The sequence below is a fragment of the Streptomyces rectiverticillatus genome (assembly GCF_013394065.1).
GTDB lineage: Bacteria > Actinomycetota > Actinomycetes > Streptomycetales > Streptomycetaceae > Streptomyces > Streptomyces rectiverticillatus.
On the sequence record NZ_CP040752.1, the window covers coordinates 1,962,139 to 1,984,010 of the forward strand.

Consider the following 21,872-nt stretch of genomic DNA (forward strand, 5'->3'; position numbering starts at 1 on the left):
ATTACCGGAATCGAACCTTCGATGCGCGGTGCGATTATGAGGATCGGGCGAACGGGCGACAAGCACCGCGTTTCGGCCAGCCCGGCGCACTGCCCGCCGACGGGGCCGCGCCCGTACAGTGGAGAAGGGGCGCAGCGGCCGGCAGGGGGACCCCAGGGGGTGGTCACGCGTGGGCACCGGCATCGAGATCGTGCACGGCTTTCCGCACATCGGGACGGTGCGCGCCGCGATCACCGCGCTGTACAAGCGCCTCTCCTACGACACGGTGCACAGCTTCGAGCTCAGCGTGCCCCCGTCCGACGTCGCCTTCTCCGACGAGGAGGATCCGTACCTCGGCGTGCAGCGCGTCGCCGGCGCGATGGTGCGGCACCTGCGGCTGCCGGACGCCCGGATGATCGTCAGCTTCCGCGAGATGCGGCACGCGGGCAACGTCGAGCTCGCCGCCGGCCCGGAGTACTTCATCGAGCTCAACTCCCGCTTCAAGACCCACCGCAAGGACATCGGCGCGGCCCTCTCGCACGAGGTCATGCACGTCTACCTGCACCGGCTCGGCCTCGCCTTCCCCGGCACGCGGGACAACGAGATCCTCACCGACACCGCGGCGGCCTACCTGGGGGCGGGGTGGCTGCTGCTGGACGCCTACCGCGAGTCGCCGGTCTCCACGCAGAAGCTCGGCTACCTCACCCCGGAGGAGTTCGGCTACGTCATCGCCAAGCGGGCGCTGGCCTTCGGTGAGGACCCCTCCCCCTGGTTCACCAGCCCCCAGGCGTACGAGGCCTACGTGAAGGGCCTCGCGGAGGCCCGGCGCGACGGCCGACGGCCCCCGCTCGCGGCGGCCGGGCGGCTCGGCCGCCACCGTTACGCACGCGACCGGCGCGCCGTCCGGAGCGCGAGGCCCGGCACGCCGGGCGACCGGGACTACGCCTTCGAGGGCGCCTTCGAGGGAGACGGCCCGCTGCGGGTCAGCTTCCCGTGCCCGACGTGCCATCAGCGTATCCGCGTACCGGTCCGTGGAAAGGTGCGAGCCCGGTGCGGGCTTTGCCGGACGGTGCTGGAGTGCGACACGTAGGGGCCCCTTCACAGGGGTTGCGCACTGCGTGGCACCGCCGGACCGGTGTTCCGCTGCGGCGAGGGTTGCCGCACCCTCGCGGGAGGGGGACGCCCTGCACCGTCCTCCCTCCGCAGCGGCGCGACCACGACGGACGGCCGTCCCGGGCACCGGCTCAGCCGGTGCCCGGACCGCGCCACCGCCGCCGCAGCACGTCCTCGGCCGGCTTGCCGTGCGGGGTGTAGGCGAGGCGCCGCGGGGTCTCGCCGCTGTCGGGCCAGTCGTCCCACATCCACCAGCAGACCCCCGCCCACCAGGGCTTTCCGTCGAGGGCGGTGAGCAGCGCCGCGTAGGCGGCGGCCTGTTCGTCCTCCCCGGCGCTCTTGCTGACGGTCCAGGAGTAGGGCGCGGTGGTGGCGCCGCGCTGGCTGACGTAGCCGGCCTCGGTGAAGAGGATCCTGCGGTGGTGGCGGGCGGAGAAGGCGGCGAGCTCCTGCGTGATGGGCTTCCAGGCGTCGCGCAGCCGGGCGGCGTCGGCGGTGGGGCGGTCGGCGAGGGGCCAGTAGGCGTCGATGCCGATGACGTCGAGGTCGTCCCAGAAGGGGACGGTGCGGTACTCGTCGTAGTTGGCGGCGTAGGTCAGCGGCCCGCGGTACCGCGCGCGGACGGCCCGGACGACCTTGCTCCAGCGGGCGCCGTCGCGGGAGGTGCCGGCCAGTTCGGTGCCGACGGCGAACTGTTCGGCACCCGTATCTTCGGCGAGCTGCGCGTAGTGGGTGATGAAGCGCTCGTACGCGGTGAACCAGGCGCCGGCGTCGCGCGGCCGGATGCCCGCCCGGTCGCCGCCCCGCGCGAGGTCGACATGGGGTTTGAGCATGACCTTGAGGCCGGTCCTGTGGGCGAGGCCGACGATGTGCCGCAGGCCGTCGTCGCCGGCGGTCTCGCCGGTGGTGTGCATGACCGTGTCGGCGGCGCCGTCCTGGTACCAGGTGGGGGTGAAGGTCACCCAGCGGGCGCCGGTGGCGGCGATCTGCCGCAGGTACGCCGCGGCCTCGGGGCTGCTGTAGTCGCCGGTGTTCCACGAGGGGAGCGTGATGCCGCGCAGTCCGGCCGCCTTCCCGTCCTCGGGGCGGGTGCTCGTGCCCGGTCCGGGCGTCTCCTCGCCGCCGTCCTCCCCGGCCGGGCCGGAGGAGCATCCGGCGAGGAGGAGGACGGCCGCGAGCAGCACGCCGGCCGTCCTCCTCCCGGCGTTCACCGGTTCAGGTCCGCGGGGCCGACGAAGGTGTAGCCGAGGGCCTTGATGCCCTCGATCGTCTGCTGCAGCGGCGCCACCGGGTAGTACGGGTGGTAGAAGAAGCTCGCCACGCCGTCACGGACGGCCAGGTTGGCCTTGGCCGAGGCGATCAGGTCGGCGGGGAGCCGGGGCGGGTGGTTGTTGTACGCGTCGGGCTCGTAGTTGCCGATGTTCTCGGGCAGGACGGTCGTCCCGTAGACGTCCTTGACCGCGTACGGGAAGAACTGGCCGATGTAGCGGCCGGTGTCCGGTGTGCCACCGGTGAGCGTGCCGGCGAAGTACAACGAGCGCTCCAGGCGGGCGGAGTAGTTCTGGCCGAAGACACGGTAGTCGGTGGCGGACGCGGCGTAGTGCGGAGTGGTCCACAGGGCCGGTTTCGGTAGTCCGGCGGCGGCGAAGCCCGCCAGGGCCTGGGTGACCCGGCTCTGCGCCCAGACGGTGGAGTCCTCCGCGGGCGGCCCGTCGAGGACGACGTTGTCCGAGGTGTCGACGTGGGCGCGGAAGAACTCGAAGTCGTCGCCGGTGACGCCGTTGTAGGGGTTGTTCGCCGTGCCGTACTGGTGGGTGTAGCCGTGGTTCATCAGGACGGCGCCGTTGGCGAGCATGTACTTCAGCTCGGTGACGACGGCGGGGGCCTGGGCGAGGGTGATGGTCTCGGCGACGCCGTTGTTGTAGGTGCCCTTGGGGTCCTTGTAGACCGGGATGACGTTGATCCCGTACGGGATCTTCTGCGACTTGAGGTAGTTCGCGATGGCCCGCAGCTCGGCGGGTTCGGCCTTGGGGCTGATGTCCTCCAGCCGGACGAAGGCCCGGTGGCGCTCGGCGGTCGCGGGGGCGAGGGCGTCGAAGAGGAGGTCCTCGAAGACGATGACGCGGTCGCTCTCGGAGACGTAGGCGAAGGGCATCTCGCCGAGGTAGGTGAGGTTCGAGGAGCGGATCGCCCAGGGGCTGGTGGCGCCGGAGGTGCCGTCCCTGGCCTCGGCGAGGCGGGTGACCGCCGGATAGCCGGGCCCGGTGAGGATGTCCGGGTGGAGCACTCCCCCGTCCTGGCCGACGGGGATCTTCCGGGTCAGCTGCTGTCCCTTGTACGTGACCTGGTTGATGTTCCCGACGGAACCGCCGGTCTCGTAGTACGAGTTGGTGGGGTCCCAGCCGTACTTCTGCTTGAACCGGGTGGCGCCGACGGCGCCGGCCATGTTCCAGATGTTGTCGCCGATCCAGGTGAGGGGCCGGCTCGTGGCCAGCGCGTCCTGGTAGAAGGCGGCGGGGACGGCGTCGGGGATGGTGCCGCCGTAGTAGGTCGAACCGAGGTAGACCGTGGCGGTGTACTGGTTCACCATGCCGGCGGTGTAGGCCGAGACGGGCTTGGCGGTGACGGTGCCGAAGTGGCCGGCGAGGTTGGCCGTCGCCATGGCGTAGAGCTCGCCCAGCTGCCCGTAGGGGCCGGCGTTGTCGTACAGGACGAGGGCCGAGGTGCCGGCCGGAGCGGCGTCCGCCTCGGCGGCGAGGCTCTTGGTGACCGGCGCAGGGGTCAGGGCCAGCTTGCCCGCACGGCGCAGCCGGTCCGAACCGATCCGGGCCTTCGCCGCGGCGGCGAGGTCCTTGGTGCTCTGCGGGGAGAGCGAGAGCGGGTTGACGGCATCGGTGGCCCGCGGCCGGGATATCGCACCCTCGGCGGTCCGGGAAAGAATGACGCCGCCCAGCAGGGCGGCGAGGAGCATGACGACGGCGGAGATCCGGACTTTCCTGGATCTCCCGCGCTTGTTTTGCATGTAATTCCCCCTGGCAATGCAGCGGCCGCACCCCCGGTGGTTCGGGGGCCCGACAGGCGCCAGATTCTTCTGGCCGGGAAGGATGTATGTCAATAGACAACTTCGATCCCGAATGTGCAGTTCCGGGCACCCCTCCTGGTGCAGACCAGAGGTCACGCCCGTCACAGATAAGCGATCACCAGGCATAATTACCGGTACGTTCACCGAATTTGAGATTCCGCTCCAACAATTCTCATCAAGTCCGACAGTAGTACCTGTCTGATCTGATACCTTCCCTGCGCATGCCTTGCCTCGCATCGAGGCGACATACGGGGGAGAACTCATGTACGGAAAACCCGCTCTGGGATCCGTCCTGCCCATGGCCGGGCTCACTGCGGCACCGGAAGTGCTACCGGGCATTCCTATTGCCCGCGGATTGCAGGAGGCCGCCGGGGCCGGATTCCTGCTGTACTGCGCGAGCGCCTTCGTCATCATCGCCGTCAAGCTCTGGTTCGCCGTCCGCGCCACCACCATGGACCACAGCCCCGGCGGCCGGCCTTGACCGGCGAGGTCCTGCTGGGATCCGCCATCGCCATCATCGTGATGGCGGGCTGCTACAACACCGCTCTCTTCCTGCTTTCCCGGCGCCGGGTGCGCCGCGTCCGCGGCCCGCGCCAACAGCGTCTGTACGTCTTTCTGCTCGCCTGTCTGAACGAGGAAAAGGTTCTCGCCGAGAGCCTGGCCCGCATCACTGCCCTGCCCGCAGGCAATTTCCTCGCCCTGGTGATCGACGACGGCTCCGACGACGGCACCGCGGAGGTCGCCCGCGCCGCCGACCCCGAGCGCGTCCGGCTGCTGCAGCGCACCCTGCCCGACGCCCGCCGGGGCAAGGGCGCCGCCCTCAACGCCGGAATACGGCACCTGCGCGAGTCGGGCCTGCTCGACGGCTACGACCCGCACGACGTCATCGTCTGCGTCGTCGACGCCGACGGCCGGCTCGACGAACACGTGGTCCAGTCCGTCGACCCTTTCTTCGACAATCCGCGCACCGGCGCCACCCAGGTCGGCGTAAGGATGTACAACCGCCACCAAGGGCTGCTGGCCCGGCTCCAGGACATGGAATTCGTCATCTACGGCGATATCTTCCAGTGCGCCCGGCGCTATATCGGCAGCGTCGGCATGGGCGGCAACGGACAGTTCATGCGGCTCGCCGCGCTGGACTCCCTCGCCCCGCCCGGTGAGACGGCCGGCGGGCCCTGGAGCGACTCGCTGACCGAGGACCTCGACCTCGGGGTCCGCCTCATCGCCCGCGGCTGGACCAACCAGCACTGCACCGCGGCGGCCGTCTCCCAGCAGGCCGTGCTCGACGTCAGGCGCCTGGTGCGCCAGCGCTCCCGCTGGTTCCAGGGCCACCTGCAGTCGGCGGGGCTGGTGCCGCTGATCCTGCGCTCCGTCCCCACCCGCGCCGCCGTCGACCTGCTCTACCACCTCTCCAGCCCGGTCCTGATCCTCCTCACCTCCCTGCTGCCGCTGTCCTTCCTGGTCGCGGTGGCCGGCACCGTCATCGGCTCCGTGCAGGCCGGGCGCGCCCTGATCTCCCCGATGTGGATCATCGGCCCGTACCTGCTCTCCTTCACCGCGGCCTACGCCTACGGATTCGTCTACCGCCGGCGCGAACGCGGTCTCGGGCTCGTGCGCTCCATCCTGCTCTCGCACGTCTTCATCTTCTACGGCTACATCTGGTTCGCCGCCGGCTGGTGGGGGCTGTGGCGGATGCTCACCGGCAAGCAGACGTGGCTGAAGACGGCGCGCACCTGAAGCGACCGCGCACCCCCGGACCTCCGCACTCCACCCGCCCGTCAGGCCTTCCCCGCGACAGGCCTTTCCCAGGGAGAACCATGTCCGCTGACCTCATCACCGCGCCCGTACGCGCCATGCTCGTGCTGGGCACCCGACCCGAGGCCATCAAACTGGCGCCCGTGGCCCGTGCCATGGCGCACTCCCCGCTCTTCGAGCCGCTCGTCGTCACCACCGGCCAGCACCGCGAGATGCTCCACCAGATGCTGGACCTGCTGCGCGTACCGGTGCGCACCGGGCTCGACGTCATGCGCGAGCGGCAGCAGCTGTCCACCCTCACCGCCCGCCTCGTGGACGGCCTCGGCGAGGTGATCCGTGCCGAGCGCCCCGACCTCGTCGTCGTCCAGGGCGACACCACCACCGCCCTGACCGGTGCCCTCGCCGCGTTCTACGAGCGCATCCCCATCGCCCACGTGGAGGCCGGCCTGCGCACCGGCGTCCTCGACAACCCCTTCCCGGAGGAGCTCAACCGCCGCCTGATAGGCCGCATGGCCCGCTGGCACTTCGCGCCCACGCAGCGCGCCGCGGCCCACCTGACGGCCGAAGGCGTCCCGGAAGCCGAAGTGTTCACCACCGGCAACACCGTCGTCGACAACCTGCTGTGGGTGCTGGCCGAGGGAAGTGGCCGCTGCCTCTTCCGCACCGGCCTGCGGCGCGTGCTGGTCACCCTGCACCGCCGCGAGAACCAGGGCGCGGTGATGCGCTCCATGGGCAAGGCCCTGTGCCGGCTCGCCGGCCGCGGCGACGTGGAGATGGTGGTGCCGCTGCACAAGAGCCCCGCCGTCCGCGAGGCCCTCCTGCCGGAGCTGACCGGCCACCCGCACATCGAGGTCGTCGAACCGCTCGGCTACCTCGACTTCTCCGCCACGCTCGCCGGCTGCGACCTGGTCCTCACCGACTCCGGAGGCATCCAGGAGGAGGCCCCCACCCTCGGCAAGCCCGCCCTCGTGCTGCGCACGACCACCGAGCGCCCCGAGGCGGTCGAGGCCGGCGCGGCCCGGCTCGTGGGCACCGAACCGGAGTCCATCCTGGAGGCCGCCGTCCACCTTTTGGATGATCCTGCCGCCTACGAGCGGATGGCCACGGCGGGCAATCCCTTCGGGGACGGACACGCCACCGACCGCATCATCGCCCAGCTCGCGGAGGACTTCGGCGCCGACCCCGACGACGGCGGCGGCGCCGAACTGGTCACCTCCCGCACCGAGGGGCCGGGGTCATACTCGACGGCATGACGAGAGTTCAGCGGCTGCTCGGTCTCGCACTGCTCGCCGCCGTCGTGGTGGCGGGCGCCGCCCTCGCGGTGAGCAGCCTCTGGTCCGGCGACGGCGAGCCGGAGCGGCCATGGGCCGAGGGCTCGGTCCACGGGCCGTGGCGGTCGGTCTTCGACGGCCACGGCGAGAACATCGGCCGCCACGACGGCCTCTTCCTCGCCCCCCTGCCCGCCCGGGTGCCGGACGAGACCCACGCCGGGCTGATCGTCTCCACGGCCCGCTTCGGGGACGTGGACTACGAGGCGCGCATGCGGACCGTCGCCCAGCTGCGCACGCCCGAGCCCAATCCGTGGGAGGTGCCGTGGCTGCTGTGGGCGTACACCGACCCCGAGCACTTCTACTACGTCACCCTCAAGCCCAACGGCTGGGAGCTGGGCAAGCGCGACCCGGCCTACGAGGGCGGGCAGCGCTTCCTGGCGACCGGCCAGGGGCGCTTCCCCGTCGGCGAGTGGTCCTCCGTCCGGGTCGCGCAGCGCGGCGCGCGCATGGAGGTGAGCGTCGACGGCCGGGGGCTGGTGGCCTACGAGGACCGCGAGCGGCCCTACCGGGAGGGCAGCGTGGGGGTGTACACCGAGGACGCGAAGGTGGAGTTCCGCGATCTGCTGGTGCGCCGGGCCGGGTAGGGAAGGGCCTGCGCGGGTACGACAGCGCGGCGCCTGCCACCTGTGGTCGGGGTGGGGCAGGCGCCGCGAGCTTTTCGGGGAGGGTCAGACCGTCAGGGCGCGGTCCGCCGGGCGGACCGGGGCCGGCAGGGTGCTGGTGCCGGTGAGGTAGCGGTCGACTCCGCGGGCGGCGGAGCGGCCCTCGGCGATGGCCCAGACGATGAGGGACTGGCCGCGCCCGGCGTCACCGGCGACGAACACGCCGGGGACGTTGGTGGCGTAGTCGGCGTCGCGGGCGACGTTGCCGCGGGCGTCCAGCTCCAGGCCGAACTGCTCGACGAGGCCGTTCTTCACGTCGGTGCCGGTGAAGCCCATGGCGAGGGTGACCAGCTGGGCCGGGATCCTCCGCTCGGTGCCGGGCTTCTGCGTGAGCTTGCCGCCGGCGAACTCCACCTCGACGAGGTGCAGCCACTGGACGTTGCCGTCCTCGTCCCCTTCGAAGTGGGTGGTGGAGACGGAGTAGACGCGCTCGCCGCCCTCCTCGTGGGCCGAGGTGACCTTGTAGAGCATGGGGAAGGTGGGCCAGGGCTGGCCCTCGCTGCGCTCCTCCCCCGGCCTGGGCATGATCTCCAGCTGGGTGACGGAGGCCGCGCCCTGGCGGTGGGCGGTGCCCACGCAGTCGGCGCCGGTGTCGCCGCCGCCGATGACGACGACGTGCTTGCCCTCGGCGGTGATCGGGGAGACCGTCAGGTCGCCCTCCTGCACCTTGTTCGCCATGGGCAGGTACTCCATCGCGAAGTGCACGCCCTTGAGGTCGCGGCCGGGCACCGGCAGGTCGCGGGAGGTGGTGGCGCCCGCGGCGATGACGACGGCGTCATAGCGCTTGCGGAGCTTGGCGGCGTCGATGTCGCGGCCGATCTCCACCTCGGTGCGGAACTTGGTGCCCTCCGCGCGCATCTGCTCGATGCGGCGGTTGATGTGCCGCTTCTCCATCTTGAACTCGGGGATGCCGTAGCGCAGCAGGCCGCCGATGCGGTCGGCGCGCTCGTACACCGCGACCGTGTGCCCGGCCCGGGTCAGCTGCTGGGCGGCGGCCAGGCCTGCGGGGCCGGAGCCGATGACGGCGACGGTCTTGCCGGAGAGCCGCTCGGGCGGCTGGGGGGTGACGTCGCCCGCGGCCCACGCCTTGTCGACGATGGTGACTTCGACGTTCTTGATGGTGACGGGCTGCTGGTTGATGCCCAGCACGCAGGCGGACTCGCAGGGCGCGGGGCACAGGCGGCCGGTGAACTCGGGGAAGTTGTTGGTCGCGTGCAGCCGCTCGCTCGCGGCCTGCCAGTCGTCGCGGTAGGCGTAGTCGTTCCACTCGGGGATGAGGTTCCCGAGCGGGCAGCCGTTGTGACAGAACGGGATGCCGCAGTCCATGCAGCGGCTCGCCTGCTTGCTGATGATCGGCAGGAGCGAGCCGGGGACGTAGACCTCGTTCCAGTCGCGGACGCGCTCGGCGACGGGACGGGTGCGGGCGACCTCGCGGTCCGCGGTGAGAAAGCCCTTCGGGTCAGCCATGGGTCGCCGCCTCCATCATCTTCTCGTGGGTCTCGGTCTCGGAGAGACCGGCTCGCTCGGCGGCGTCCTTGGCGGCGAGCACTGCCTTGTAGGTGGCCGGGACGACCTTGCGGAAGCGGCCTGCGGCCGTGTCCCAGTCGGCGAGGAGCCCGGCCGCGACGGTGGAGGCGGTCTCCTCGTGGTGGCGGCGCACGACGTCGTGCAGCCACTGCCGGTCGTCGGCGTCGAGGGGCTCGACGGCGCCGGCCAGCTCCTTGTTGACGTTGTCGGGGTCGAGGTCGACGACGTAGGCGACGCCGCCGGACATGCCGGCCGCGAAGTTGCGCCCGGTCTCGCCGAGGACGACGGCCCGGCCGCCCGTCATGTACTCGCAGCCGTGGTCGCCCACGCCCTCGGAGACCACGGTGGCACCGGAGTTACGGACGCAGAAGCGTTCGCCGACCCGGCCGCGCAGGAACATCTCGCCGCCGGTGGCGCCGTAGGCGAGGGTGTTGCCGGCGATGACCGAGTACTCGGCGAGGTGGTCGGCGCCGCGGTCGGGGCGGACGACGATGCGGCCGCCGGAGAGGCCCTTGCCCACGTAGTCGTTGGCGTCGCCCTCCAGGCGCAGGGTCACGCCGCGGGGCAGGAAGGCGCCGAAGGACTGGCCGGCGGAGCCCGTGAAGGTGATGTCGACGGTGTCGTCGGGCAGCCCGGCGCCGCCGAACCGCTTGGTGACCTCGTGACCGAGCATGGTGCCCACGGTGCGGTTGATGTTGCGGATGGGCACCTGGGCGCGGACGGGGCGGGCGTCCTCGGCGGAGGAGACCTCGAGGGCGTCGGCGGCGAGCTTGACGAGCTCGTTGTCGAGGGCCTTGGCCAGGCCGTGGTCCTGCTCGGTGGTGCGGTGGCGGACGGCCCCGGCGGGCAGGTCCGGCACGTGCAGCAGCGGGGCGAGGTCCAGGCCCTGGGCCTTCCAGTGGGTCACGGCCCGGCCGGTGTCGAGGAGTTCGGCGTGGCCGACGGCCTCCTCCAGGGTGCGGAAGCCCAGCTCGGCGAGGATCTCGCGGACCTCCTCGGCGATGAACTCGAAGAAGCTGACGACGAATTCGGCCTTGCCGGAGAACCGCTCGCGCAGCACGGGGTTCTGGGTGGCGATGCCGACCGGGCAGGTGTCCAGGTGGCAGACGCGCATCATGACGCAGCCGGAGACGACCAGCGGGGCGGTGGCGAAGCCGAACTCCTCGGCGCCGAGGAGGGCGGCGATGACGACGTCGCGGCCGGTCTTCAGCTGGCCGTCGGTCTGCACGACGATGCGGTCGCGCAGGCCGTTGAGCAGCAGCGTCTGCTGGGTCTCGGCGAGGCCGAGCTCCCAGGGGCCGCCCGCGTGCTTGAGGGAGGTGAGCGGCGAGGCGCCCGTGCCGCCGTCGTGGCCGGAGATCAGGACGACGTCGGCGTGGGCCTTGGAGACGCCCGCCGCGACCGTGCCGACGCCGACCTCGGACACCAGCTTCACATGGATGCGGGCGGCCGGGTTGGCGTTCTTGAGGTCGTGGATCAGCTGGGCGAGGTCCTCGATGGAGTAGATGTCGTGGTGCGGGGGCGGCGAGATCAGGCCGACGCCCGGGGTGGAGTGCCGGGTCCTGGCGACCCAGGGGTAGACCTTGTGGCCGGGCAGCTGGCCGCCCTCGCCGGGCTTGGCGCCCTGGGCCATCTTGATCTGGATGTCGTCGGAGTTGACCAGGTACTCGCTCGTGACGCCGAAGCGGCCGGAGGCGACCTGCTTGATGCTGGAGCGGCGCTCGGGGTCGTAGAGGCGCTCGGGGTCCTCGCCGCCCTCACCGGTGTTGGACTTGCCGCCCAGCCGGTTCATGGCGATGGCGAGGGTCTCGTGGGCCTCGCGGGAGATGGAGCCGTACGACATGGCGCCGGTGGAGAAGCGCTTGACGATCTCGCTGACGGGCTCGACCTCGTCGAGGGGGACGGGCTCGCGGTCGGTCTTGAGCGAGAACAGGCCGCGGAGCGTCATCAGCCGCTCGGACTGCTCGTTCACGCGCCCGGTGTACTGCTTGAAGATGTCGTAGCGGCGGGCGCGCGTGGCGTGCTGGAGGCGGAAGACGGTGTCGGGGTCGAAGAGGTGCGGCTCGCCCTCGCGGCGCCACTGGTACTCGCCGCCGATGTCGAGGCGGCGGTGGGTGGCCGCGATGCCGGTGGCGGGGTAGGCCTTGGCGTGGCGGGCGGCGACCTCGCGGGCGACGACGTCCAGGCCGGCGCCGCCGATCTTGGTGGCGGTGCCGTGGAAGTAGGTCTCGACGAAGTCCTCGTTCAGGCCGATCGCCTCGAAGACCTGGGCGCCGCGGTAGGAGGCGACGGTGGAGATGCCCATCTTGGACATGACCTTCAGGACGCCCTTGCCGAGGGCCTTGATGAGGTTGCGGATCGCGGCCTCGGGCTCGATGTCCTGCAGGAACGTCCCTGCCCGGACGAGGTCCTCGACGGACTCCATCGCCAGGTACGGGTTGACGGCGGCCGCGCCGTAGCCGATGAGCAGCGCGACGTGGTGGACCTCGCGGACGTCACCGGCCTCCACCAGCAGGCCCACGTGGGTGCGCTGCTTGGTGCGGATGAGGTGGTGGTGGACGGCGGAGGTGAGCAGCAGCGACGGGATCGGCGCGTGCTCGGCGTCGGAGTGGCGGTCGGAGAGGACGATGAGCCGGGCGCCGTCGGCGATGGCGGCGTCGGCCTCGGCGCAGATCTCCTGCAGGCGGGCGGCCAGTGTCTCGCCGCCGCCGGTGACGCGGTAGAGGCCGGAGAGGGTGACGGCCTTCAGGCCCGGCATGTCGCCGTCGGCGTTGATGTGGATGAGCTTGGCGAGCTCGTCGTTGTCGATGACGGGGAAGGGCAGGGTGACGCTGCGGCAGGAGGCCGCGGTGGGCTCCAGCAGATTGCCCTGCGGGCCGAGGGAGGAGACCAGCGAGGTGACGAGCTCCTCGCGGATGGCGTCCAGCGGCGGGTTGGTGACCTGCGCGAACAGCTGGGTGAAGTAGTCGAAGAGCAGCCGGGGCCGCTCGGAGAGCGCGGCGATCGGGGAGTCGGTCCCCATCGAGCCGATGGGCTCGGCCCCGGCCTTCGCCATGGGCGCGAGGATGACGCGCAGCTCCTCCTCGGTGTAGCCGAAGGTCTGCTGGCGGCGGGTGACCGAGGCGTGGGTGTGCACGATGTGCTCGCGCTCGGGCAGGTCGGCCAGGTCGATCAGGCCGGTCTCCAGCCAGTCGCCGTAGGGCGCCGCGGCGGCGAGCTCGGCCTTGACCTCGTCGTCCTCGATGATGCGGTGGCGCTCGGTGTCGACCAGGAACATCCGGCCGGGCTGCAGGCGGCCCTTGCGGACGACCTTCGCCGGGTCGATGTCGAGGACGCCGACCTCGGAGGAGAGCACGACGAGGCCCTCGTCGGTGACCCAGTAGCGGCCGGGGCGCAGGCCGTTGCGGTCGAGGACGGCGCCGACGAGGGTGCCGTCGGTGAAGGTGACGCAGGCCGGGCCGTCCCAGGGCTCCATCTGGGTGGAGTGGTACTGGTAGAAGGCGCGCCGGGCCGGGTCCATGGAGGCGTGGTTCTCCCAGGCCTCCGGGATCATCATCAGGACGCTGTGCGGCAGGGACCGGCCGCCGAGGTGGAGCAGCTCCAGGACCTCGTCGAAGGAGGCCGAGTCGGAGGCGTCGGGGGTGCAGACGGGGAAGATGCGGTCGATGCCGCCGTCCCCGAAGAGCTCACTGGCCAGCTGCGACTCCCGGGCCCGCATCCAGTTGCGGTTGCCCTGGACGGTGTTGATCTCTCCGTTGTGGGCCACGAACCGGTACGGGTGGGCGAGCGGCCAGCTGGGGAAGGTGTTGGTGGAGAAGCGGGAGTGGACCAGCGCGATGGCGGTGGCGCAGCGGCGGTCGGAGAGGTCCGGGAAGAACGGCTCCAGCTGACCGGTGGTCAGCATGCCCTTGTAGACGATGGTGCGGGCGGAGAGCGAGGGGAAGTAGACCCCGGCCTCCCGCTCGGCGCGCTTGCGCAGCACGAACGCCTTGCGGTCGAGGGCGAGCCCGGTGTTCCCGCCGTCGCTGACGCTGCGCCGGTCCGCGACGAACAGCTGGCGGAAGTCCGGCATGGTGGCGCGGGCGCTGGCGCCGAGCAGCTCGGGGGCGACGGGGACGGCGCGCCAGCCGAGGACGGTCAGGCCCTCCTCGCGGGCGATCGTCTCGATGGACGAGACGGCGGCGTCCGCGTCCGCGGCGTCCGCGGGGAGGAAGGCGATGCCGACGGCGTACGCGCCGGGCTCGGGGAGCGGGAAACCGGCGGACTCGCGCAGGAAGGCGTCGGGGACCTGCATCAGGATGCCGGCGCCGTCACCCGAGTCGGGCTCGGAGCCGGTGGCGCCGCGGTGCTCCAGATTGCGGAGGACGGTGAGCGCCTGCTGCACGAGCGCATGGCTCGCCTCGCCGGTGAGGGTCGCGACGAAGCCGACGCCACAGGCGTCGTGCTCGTTCCGCGGGTCGTACATACCCTGCTGGGCGGGGTGGGATGCGGATCGCATCGGCGGCTCCCGTCGTCGTCTTGGCAGTCCCGGCCGGTGCGGCCGGTGCATGTGCCGAGGGACGACGTTGGCCCTCTGCGGAAGAAGTTGGTGCAGGTTACATGATGGGGCGCTTCTCGAAAAGCGGAAGCACCCGTCCAGCATGTGGACACTGCGGTGAAGGCGGCGAGCTGCCGGAAACACTGGGGATCGCCCGGCCCGGCCCCGCCGGACACAGCACAGAGCGGGCGACATTGCCCGCTGCGCTTCCGGATTGTGCCCGGCCGTCGAGGGCTTGAAACCGCGATGTCATCCGTAACGTTATGCGGGAGCCCGCATAAAGCATCACCCCAGGGCGGTGCCGAAGGCAATACCGAGGGCGTAAGTCACACCTGCCGCCGCGGCGCCCAGGAACAGCTGGCGCAGGCCGCTGAACCACCAGGAACGGGCCGTCACCCGCGCCACGACGGCCCCGCAGGCGAAGAGCCCGAGCAGCGCGAGCAGCACGGCGGGCCACAGCGTGGTCGCACCCAGCAGGTACGGCAGCAGGGGCAGGAGCGCGCCCAGCGCGAACGAGCCGAACGACGACACCGCCGCGACCATGGGCGACGGCAGGTCGGAGGGGTCTATGCCGAGCTCCTCGCGGGCGTGGATCTCCAGCGCCTGCTCGGGGTCGCGGGAGAGCTGCATGGCGACCTCGAGCGCGAGCTTGGGCTCGACGCCGCGCGACTCGTAGAGCGCGGCCAGCTCCGCCAGTTCGTCGGCCGGGTGCTTGTGCAGCTCGCGGCGCTCCACGTCCAGCTCGGCGAGGACGAGTTCGCGCTGCGAGGCGACGGAGGTGTACTCGCCGGCGGCCATGGAGAACGCACCCGCGGCGAGGCCGGCCAGGCCGGCGATGACGATCGTCTGCGCGGAGGCGGAGCCGCCCGCGACACCGGTCATCAGGGCGACGTTGGAGACCAGCCCGTCCATCGCACCGAACACGGCGGGGCGCAGCCAACCGCCGTTCACATCACGGTGCGTGTGGTTGTCGCGGTGCGCGGCGTGCGGTGCGGCAACGGCTTCCAGGACAGACATCTCCGGTGGGCTCCCTTCCCCTGGGGGTGGCGCCTCGTCCGCCCGCCCCCGCTGATTCGAAGGTACGCACGAACACAGTGATCCGCTAGCAAGGAAGGCCTGCCTGACCTGGGCATACGGGGCCTTGCCGGGGGGCGGATCCGACGTCACCGGGTACGCCCGGTGACCGTGCCGCAGGCACGAAAAATCCCGCCGCAGCGGCGATCAGCCACTGCGGCGGGATCCGGCGGTGCCGAGCGAAGCTCAGAGCTTCTTCGGTTTGGGGGACGCGCCCTCTACGGGCGAGTCACCGTCACCCCCCGGCTTTGCCGGGGAAGCCGGCTCCTCGCCCGCTTCCCCCACAGCCCCCGGTTCCACCACGAGCTCCCTGCCGGGGCACCGCTTCGCGGAGATGATCATGTAGGCGACGGCCGCGACGAACACCACGATCGACGTCCACCCGTTGAGCCGCAGGCCCAGCACGTGGTGCGCATCGTCCACGCGCAGGTACTCGAACCAGAAGCGCCCCACCGTGTACGAGGCCACGTACAGCGCGAACGCGCGCCCGTGCCCGAGGGTGAAGCGCCGGTCCGCCCAGATCACCAGGCCCGCGATCAGCAGGCACCACAGCGACTCGTACAGGAACGTCGGGTGGTAGGTCCCGGCGACCCGGCCGATCGCCGGATCGGCGTCGATCTTCAGCCCCCACGGCAGCGTCGTCGGCTTGCCGTAGAGCTCCTGGTTGAACCAGTTGCCCCAGCGGCCGATCGCCTGGGCGACGGCCAGGCCGGGGGCGAGGGCGTCCGCCCAGGCCGGCAGGGGGATGCCGCGGCGGCGGCAGCCGATCCACGCGCCGACCGCGCCGAGCGCGACCGCGCCCCAGATGCCGAGGCCGCCCTCCCAGATCTTGAAGGAGTTGACCCAGTCGCGGCCCTCGCCGAAGTACAGCTCGTAGTCGGTGATGACGTGGTAGAGCCGGCCGCCGACGAGCCCGAAGGGAACCGCCCAGACGGCGATGTCGGCAACCGTCCCGGCCCGCCCGCCGCGGGCGATCCAGCGCCGGTTGCCCAGCCAGACCGCCACGAAGACGCCGATGATGATGCAGAAGGCATAGCCGCGCAGCGGGACCGGTCCGAGGTGGATCACGCCGGTCGACGGGCTGGGAATGTATGCGAGTTCCATGACGCCCCCGACGCTACCCTGCCGGGGCGACGGAACGGCAACCCACCCGGCGCAACAGCTGCGTAACGCCCCCGGGCCTCAGCCCTTCGCGGCTTCGGCGACCATCTGCCGGAGCTTGTCCGGGGTGAGCGGGTTCTTCTGGTCGCCGTAGATGCTCTTGCCGTTGAGCAGGACGGTCGGGGTGGCGCGGTAGGAGGACTTGCCGAAGGCGTCGTGGGACTTCTTCACCCAGCTGTCGTGGGTGCCGTCGTCCACGCAGGTGCGGAAGGCGGGGGTGTCCAGCCCGGGCACCTGCCCGGCCAGCTCCAGCAGGCGCGCCTTCCTGCCGTAGGCGTCGTCCGTCTCCTGCGGCTGGTTCTTGAAGAGCAGGTCGTGGTACGCGGCGAACTTCCCGGCGTCCTGCGCGCACGCCGCCGCATTGGCGGCGTTGAGCGAGCCGCTGCCGCCGAGGTTGTTGTCGATCAGGGTGACCAGGTGGTACTCGGCCTTGAGCCGGCCCTTCTGCTCCAGCTCGTTGACCGTGTCGCGGAAGGCGTTCTCGAAGCCGGCGCAGCCCGGGCAGCGGAAGTCCTCGTAGACCGTGAGGGTCGCCTTCGCGGTGGGCTTGCCGACCGGGATGGTGACACTGTCCTTTCCGGTGGCGCCCTGCGGGGCGACCAGGGGCCCGGCGGCCTCCTTCTTGCCGCCGCCCATGTTCGCCACGAGCGCCGCGATGCCGGCGCCCGCGCCGAGGACGGCGACGACGACCACACCGGCGATCAGCGTGCGCTTGCGCTTGGCCCGGGCCTCTTCGCGCTGCCGCTGTTCTTGCAGCCGCTCACGGGCGCTGCGCTTCCCATCCGAGTTCTTCTGGCTCACATCCCCCTACAACGAACCGGGGGCCCGCCCATGCGCGCCCCCGGTCGCCGGTTCCTTCAAAAGAGTTACGCGTGTTTGCGGACGCCTTCGGCCAGTTCACCCGCGAGGGCGCGGACGGCGGCGAGGCCGGCCTCCAGGTCGGGGGCGTCCAGGAGCCGCTTGACGAAGGCCGAGCCGACGATCACGCCGTCGGCGAAGGCCGCCACCTCCGCGGCCTGAGCGGCGTTGGAGACGCCCAGGCCGACGCAGACCGGCAGTTCGGTGACCGCGCGGGTGCGGCGCACCAGGTCCTGCGCCTCGTTGCCGACGGACTCCCGGGTGCCCGTGACGCCCATCAGCGAGGCCGCGTACACGAAGCCGCTGCCCGCTGCCGTGATCTTGGCGAGGCGCTCGTCGCGGCTGCTGGGCGCGACCACGAAGACGGTGGCGAGCCCGTGCTGTTCGGCGGCCTTGCGCCAGGCCCCGGACTCCTCGACCGGCAGGTCGGGCAGGATGCAGCCCGCTCCCCCGGCCGCGGCGAGGTCGGCGGCGAAGCGCTCGGGGCCGTAGGCGTCGACGGGGTTCCAGTAGGTCATGCACAGCACGGGCGCGCCCGTGATCTCGTGCGCTTCCTTCACCGTACGGATGACGTCGACGATCTTGATGCCGCCGCGCAGGGCGATGTCGTCGGCGGTCTGGATGACCGGGCCGTCCAGGACGGGGTCGCTGTGCGGCAGGCCGACCTCGACGATGTCGCAGCCGCCGTCGAGCATGGCGGTGACGGCGCGCACGCCGTCGTCCACGGTCGGGAAGCCGGCCGGGAGGTAGCCGACGAGCGCGGCGCGGTTCTCGGCCCTGGCGGCGGCCAGGACGGAGCTCAGGAGTTCGATGTTGCCCGCCATTACTGCTCCCCCGCCTCGTCATACAGCCCGAAGTAGCGGGCCGCCGTGTCCATGTCCTTGTCGCCGCGGCCGGAGAGGTTGACCAGGACCAGCCCGTCCGTGCCCAGCTCCTTGCCGACCTCCAGCGCCCCGGCCAGCGCGTGCGCGCTCTCGATGGCCGGGATGATGCCCTCGGTGCGGGAGAGCAGCCGCAGGGCCTGCATGGCGTCGTCGTCCGTGACGGCCCGGTACTCGGCGCGGCCGGTGTCCTTCAGGTACGAGTGCTCCGGGCCGATGCCCGGGTAGTCCAGGCCCGCCGAGATCGAGTACGGCTCGGTGATCTGGCCGTCCTCGTCCTGCAGGACGTAGGAGCGCGAGCCGTGCAGGATGCCGGGCGTGCCGGCGGTGAGGGTGGCCGCGTGCTCGCCGGTGGCCAGGCCGTGGCCGCCGGGCTCGCAGCCGATCAGGCGCACGCCCTCGTCGGGGAGGAAGGCGTGGAACAGGCCGATGGCGTTGGAGCCGCCTCCCACGCAGGCCACGGCGGCGTCCGGCAGGCGGCCGGCGCGCTCCAGGATCTGGCGGCGCGCCTCGACGCCGATGACCCGGTGGAAGTCGCGGACGAGGGCCGGGAAGGGGTGCGGGCCCGCGACGGTGCCGAAGAGGTAGTGCGTGCGGTCGACGTTGGCGACCCAGTCGCGGAACGCCTCGTTGATGGCGTCCTTCAGGGTGCGGCTGCCGGACTTCACGGCGATGACCTCGGCGCCGAGCATCCGCATGCGGGCGACGTTCAGCGCCTGACGCTGGGTGTCCACTTCGCCCATGTAGATGGTGCATTCGAGGCCGAAGAGGGCGCAGGCGGTGGCGGTGGCGACGCCGTGCTGGCCGGCGCCGGTCTCCGCGATGACACGGGTCTTGCCCATGCGCTTGGTGAGCAGGGCCTGGCCCAGCACGTTGTTGATCTTGTGCGAGCCGGTGTGGTTGAGGTCCTCGCGCTTGAGGAAGATCCGGGCGCCGCCGGCGTGCTCCGCGAAGCGCGGCACTTCGGTGAGGGCGCTGGGCCGGCCGGTGTAGTTGACCATCAGGTCGGCCAGTTCGGCGGCGAAGGCGGGGTCGGCCTTGGCCTTCTCGTACTCGGCGGCGACCTCGTCGACGGCGGCGACGAGGGCTTCGGGGATGAACTTGCCGCCGAACGCGCCGAAGTAGCCTTCGGCGGTGGGAACTTGACCCTCAGGATCGGGGACGAAGAATTCAGAGGACACGTACGTACTCCTCAGGCTGTGCGGGTTCCGGGTGACGGGTGGGTGGGCGTGAAGAGCCCGCCGCAGGCGCAACGGCGCCGCACCCGGCGATGGACGGGAAGCTAAGGCGCGGCGCGGCCGCGCCATCGCATCCCGTTGATCTGCCCCGGCTCACAGCCGATGTGGTACCGCACGCGGCGCCCGAGGACGCGGCGCGCGGGCGCACGGCAGCCGCGCGGCCTGCAGCCGCGGGCGAGCCGTGCGTACGCGCTCATGGCCGGTCAGCCCCGCCCGTGCCGCAGCGCCGGGTGGGCTCCCGCGGCGACCAGGTCGGCGACGGCGCCCTTGGGGTCGCGGCCGGTGACCAGGGACTCGCCGACCAGGACGGCGTCGGCGCCGTCGTTGGCGTAGGCGATGAGGTCGTGCGGGCCGCGCACGCCGGACTCGGCGATCTTGACGATGCCGTCCGGGATCTCGGGGGCGACCCGGGCGAAGGTGCCGCGGTCCACCTCGAGGGTCTTGAGGTTGCGGGCGTTGACGCCGATGATCCGGGCGCCGGCGTCGACCGCGCGCTGGACCTCCTCCTCGTCGTGCACCTCGACCAGCGGGGTGAGCCCGATGGACTCGGCCCGCTCGATGAGGGAGACCAGGGCCTCCTGCTCCAGGGCGGCGACGATCAGCAGGGCCAGGTCGGCGCCGTAGGCGCGGGCCTCCCACAGCTGGTAGGCGGTGACGATGAAGTCCTTGCGCAGGATCGGGATGTCGACCCGGGCGCGGACGGCTTCGAGGTCGGCGAGGGAGCCGCCGAAGCGCCGCTGCTCGGTCAGCACGCTGATCACGGCCGCGCCGCCCGCCTCGTAGTCGGCGGCGAGGCCGGCGGGGTCGGCGATCGCGGCCAGCGCGCCCTTGGAGGGGCTGGAGCGCTTGACCTCGCAGATCACGCTGACGTTCTCGCCGCGGAGGGCGGCGGCGCCGTCCTTCGCCTGTGGCGCCTTGGCGGCCCGCTCCTTGAGCTCGTCGAGGCTGACGCGCGCCTGCCGCTCCGCGAGGTCGGCACGGACGCCCTCGATGATCTCGTCGAGCACACTCACGCGAGCGGCCCCCTTCCGGACTCGGATGGTCTGGGCTGGTGCGGCAGGAATCCTCCCCCACCAGGCACTGCGATGGTATCTGCCGCGGGGCGAAGGTTTCGCATCCGGTTGACGCGGGTCCCACCTCGTGGACGTCCGGTGGACACCCTCCGCTGCCGGACCGGGGGTCCGTCTAGGGGGTCAGGGCGGCGCCGAAGGGCAGGTTCCGCACGACCGTGAAGAGCAGGAGGAGGGCGCCGAGAGCCCACCAGTGGCGGGCGCGCGGGGAGAGCTGCACGCCCTCGTGGCCCCGCAGGACCCTGGTGATCCACACGCACCACAGGACGGCGAAGGCGGCGTACCCGGCGACGGCCAGGGCGTTCGCGCCGAGGGCGGCGGGGAGGTCGCCGTGGGCGAGCGCGTGGACGCCGCGCAGCCCGCCGCAGCCGGGGCAGTACAGGCCCGTGCAGCGCAGCAGGGGGCACGCGGGGTAGTGGCCGGGCCGGCCAGGGTCCACGGCGCCGACGTAGCCGAAGGCCGCGGCGAGACCGGCCGCGACGCCCAGCGGGGCGGCCAGCCGGCGCGCACGGTCCTTCCCAGCGGCGATCACACCGAAAGTCTCCGCCGGACAGCACGAAGGCGCAGCTCAGGGCCGTCGTACGGAGGACCGTACGGGCCCGGGGCCGCGCCTTGGGGCGAAGGAGTGCGTGGAGGACGCGGAGCGTCAGCTCCGGTTCGCCTCTCCGGCCACCTTCAGGGGAGCCCTCTTGGGCATGCCCATGCCCATCATGCTCATGACGCCGCCCACGACACCGCCGACCGCGATGATGGCGATGCCGGCCCAGAAGCCGGCCGGCTTCGCGGCCACCATGAAGGCACCGGAGACGCAAAAGCCGATGAAGGCGATCGTGACACCGGTCCAGGCGGCCGGGGTGTGTCCGTGGCTGCTACCCGCCATGACTAAGACTCCTCGTTGCTGTGGCGCGCCCGCGGGCGCGGAGAACGCTCATGGTCATTGTCCCCGACGGCCGGGGCCGCCTCGATCCGGGGGGCGCCGCCGGGGCGTGTCACGCCCTCGTCGGGTCCTCGCCGCGGTCGAGGGCCTTCCACAGCTCCTCGGGGCGCTCCGGGTCGGGAGCGGTGCGGGCGCGGCGCGGGCGCGGGGTGCCGTCGCGCTCGTACCGCCCGGACATGGCCGGCCAGTGGCGGCCGTAGCGCAGGGCGAGGAGGCCCGCGAGCAGCAGCAGGACGCCGCCCGCGAGGGCGACCCACGGCCACGCCGTGTGGGTGACGTTGTCTATGGCGCCGCTGGTGAGCCCGTTGGCCTTGGCGGCCTGCTCGTCCAGGGCGGAGGAGTCCCCCGCGCCGGTGACCGCGCCGGCCACGACCCCGGCGCCCGCGAGGACGAGCCCGGCGGACACCACGGTGCGCCAGACGCCGCGGACGGCGAAGACCGCGACCAGGGCGGCGAGGCCGACGACGGCGAGGGCGCCGGGCAGGCCGGTGACGTCCTGGCCGCTGACGTGCTTGGTGACGGTGCTCCCGGCGATGGTGGTCGTCCCCTCGGCCCAGGTGCGGCCTCCCGCGAGCAGGGCGAGGGCGGCGCCGGCCGCGCCGAGGAGCAGCGCGGTGCCTACGGTTCTTCCTGTGCTCACGGATCCACTATCCCTTGTGGGTGGTTT

19 protein-coding genes are annotated in these 21,872 nt (G+C 71.9%); 5 read left to right on the top strand and 14 right to left on the bottom strand.

The genetic code is table 11. From position 1 onward, the window contains the following. Nucleotides 1-169: 169 nt before the first annotated feature. On the top strand, nucleotides 170-1,069 hold the full coding sequence (locus FGW37_RS08320) for a hypothetical protein (protein WP_179080482.1): 900 nt from the start codon (nucleotides 170-172) through the stop codon (nucleotides 1,067-1,069). Between the two features lie 154 nt (nucleotides 1,070-1,223). Here the strand turns inward: FGW37_RS08320 and FGW37_RS08325 are convergent, their stop codons facing one another. Together FGW37_RS08325 and FGW37_RS08330 are read right to left on the bottom strand one after the other, a co-directional pair. Further along, nucleotides 1,224-2,276: a glycoside hydrolase family 113 gene (locus tag FGW37_RS08325; RefSeq protein ID WP_246430311.1), complete on the bottom strand. Its 1,053-nt coding sequence runs from the start codon at nucleotides 2,274-2,276 to the stop codon at nucleotides 1,224-1,226. Nucleotides 2,277-2,299: 23 nt separating this feature from the next. Then, nucleotides 2,300-4,114 carry a DUF2334 domain-containing protein gene (locus FGW37_RS08330; protein ID WP_246430312.1) on the bottom strand — a complete coding sequence of 605 codons (1,815 nt, stop codon included), beginning with the start codon at nucleotides 4,112-4,114 and terminating at the stop codon, nucleotides 2,300-2,302. A gap of 322 nt (nucleotides 4,115-4,436) precedes the next feature. On the opposite strand from FGW37_RS08330, the gene FGW37_RS08335 reads away from it, so the two are divergent. From FGW37_RS08335 to FGW37_RS08350, 4 genes are all read left to right on the top strand, one after another. Then, nucleotides 4,437-4,655: a hypothetical protein gene (locus tag FGW37_RS08335; RefSeq protein WP_179080484.1), complete on the top strand. Its 219-nt coding sequence runs from the start codon at nucleotides 4,437-4,439 to the stop codon at nucleotides 4,653-4,655. Then, complete coding sequence (locus FGW37_RS08340; RefSeq protein ID WP_179080485.1) at nucleotides 4,652-5,911, top strand: glycosyltransferase family 2 protein; 1,260 nt, start codon at nucleotides 4,652-4,654, stop codon at nucleotides 5,909-5,911. The genes FGW37_RS08335 and FGW37_RS08340 overlap by 4 nt, the downstream gene beginning before the upstream one ends. 80 nt (nucleotides 5,912-5,991) lie before the next feature. Continuing rightward, a complete protein-coding gene (wecB, locus tag FGW37_RS08345; RefSeq protein WP_246430313.1) occupies nucleotides 5,992-7,182 on the top strand; it encodes a non-hydrolyzing UDP-N-acetylglucosamine 2-epimerase in 1,191 nt (396 codons plus the stop codon). Continuing rightward, nucleotides 7,179-7,844, top strand: a complete 666-nt coding sequence (locus tag FGW37_RS08350; protein ID WP_179080486.1) for a 3-keto-alpha-glucoside-1,2-lyase-like domain-containing protein — start codon at nucleotides 7,179-7,181, stop codon at nucleotides 7,842-7,844. Before wecB ends, FGW37_RS08350 begins: the two co-directional genes overlap by 4 nt. An 84-nt stretch (nucleotides 7,845-7,928) precedes the next feature. Here FGW37_RS08350 and FGW37_RS08355 read toward each other — a convergent pair whose 3' ends face one another. From FGW37_RS08355 to FGW37_RS08405, 12 genes are all read right to left on the bottom strand, one after another. Beyond that, the gene (locus tag FGW37_RS08355) at nucleotides 7,929-9,389 is read right to left on the bottom strand and encodes a glutamate synthase subunit beta (protein ID WP_179080487.1); all 1,461 of its coding nucleotides are present in this window, start codon (nucleotides 9,387-9,389) and stop codon (nucleotides 7,929-7,931) included. Further along, nucleotides 9,382-13,947, bottom strand: a complete 4,566-nt coding sequence (gltB, locus tag FGW37_RS08360) for a glutamate synthase large subunit (RefSeq protein ID WP_179080488.1) — start codon at nucleotides 13,945-13,947, stop codon at nucleotides 9,382-9,384. Before gltB ends, FGW37_RS08355 begins: the two co-directional genes overlap by 8 nt. Before the next feature lie 324 nt (nucleotides 13,948-14,271). Further along, nucleotides 14,272-15,003, bottom strand: coding sequence for a VIT1/CCC1 transporter family protein (locus FGW37_RS08365; RefSeq protein ID WP_179080489.1), 732 nt, complete (start codon nucleotides 15,001-15,003; stop codon nucleotides 14,272-14,274). 243 nt (nucleotides 15,004-15,246) lie between these two features. Beyond that, nucleotides 15,247-16,164 carry a prolipoprotein diacylglyceryl transferase gene (gene lgt, locus FGW37_RS08370; protein WP_179080490.1) on the bottom strand — a complete coding sequence of 306 codons (918 nt, stop codon included), beginning with the start codon at nucleotides 16,162-16,164 and terminating at the stop codon, nucleotides 15,247-15,249. A gap of 78 nt (nucleotides 16,165-16,242) precedes the next feature. Further along, nucleotides 16,243-17,022: a DsbA family protein gene (locus FGW37_RS08375; RefSeq protein WP_179080491.1), complete on the bottom strand. Its 780-nt coding sequence runs from the start codon at nucleotides 17,020-17,022 to the stop codon at nucleotides 16,243-16,245. 65 nt (nucleotides 17,023-17,087) lie between these two features. After that, nucleotides 17,088-17,903, bottom strand: coding sequence for a tryptophan synthase subunit alpha (trpA, locus tag FGW37_RS08380; RefSeq protein WP_179080492.1), 816 nt, complete (start codon nucleotides 17,901-17,903; stop codon nucleotides 17,088-17,090). After that, the gene (trpB, locus tag FGW37_RS08385; protein ID WP_179080493.1) at nucleotides 17,903-19,141 is read right to left on the bottom strand and encodes a tryptophan synthase subunit beta; all 1,239 of its coding nucleotides are present in this window, start codon (nucleotides 19,139-19,141) and stop codon (nucleotides 17,903-17,905) included. The genes trpA and trpB overlap by 1 nt, the downstream gene beginning before the upstream one ends. 101 nt (nucleotides 19,142-19,242) lie before the next feature. Then, on the bottom strand, nucleotides 19,243-19,395 hold the full coding sequence (gene trpM / locus FGW37_RS34100; protein WP_425506490.1) for a tryptophan biosynthesis modulator TrpM: 153 nt from the start codon (nucleotides 19,393-19,395) through the stop codon (nucleotides 19,243-19,245). 6 nt (nucleotides 19,396-19,401) lie between these two features. Next, on the bottom strand, nucleotides 19,402-20,211 hold the full coding sequence (gene trpC / locus FGW37_RS08390; RefSeq protein WP_179080494.1) for an indole-3-glycerol phosphate synthase TrpC: 810 nt from the start codon (nucleotides 20,209-20,211) through the stop codon (nucleotides 19,402-19,404). A 172-nt stretch (nucleotides 20,212-20,383) separates the two neighbouring features. Beyond that, nucleotides 20,384-20,800: a DUF2752 domain-containing protein gene (locus FGW37_RS08395; RefSeq protein WP_179080495.1), complete on the bottom strand. Its 417-nt coding sequence runs from the start codon at nucleotides 20,798-20,800 to the stop codon at nucleotides 20,384-20,386. Between the two features lie 114 nt (nucleotides 20,801-20,914). Further along, nucleotides 20,915-21,148 (bottom strand): HGxxPAAW family protein, encoded by a 234-nt coding sequence (locus FGW37_RS08400; RefSeq protein WP_179080496.1) that lies wholly within the window; start codon nucleotides 21,146-21,148, stop codon nucleotides 20,915-20,917. A gap of 109 nt (nucleotides 21,149-21,257) precedes the next feature. After that, nucleotides 21,258-21,845 carry a TIGR02234 family membrane protein gene (locus FGW37_RS08405; protein ID WP_179080497.1) on the bottom strand — a complete coding sequence of 196 codons (588 nt, stop codon included), beginning with the start codon at nucleotides 21,843-21,845 and terminating at the stop codon, nucleotides 21,258-21,260. Nucleotides 21,846-21,872: the final 27 nt, after the last annotated feature.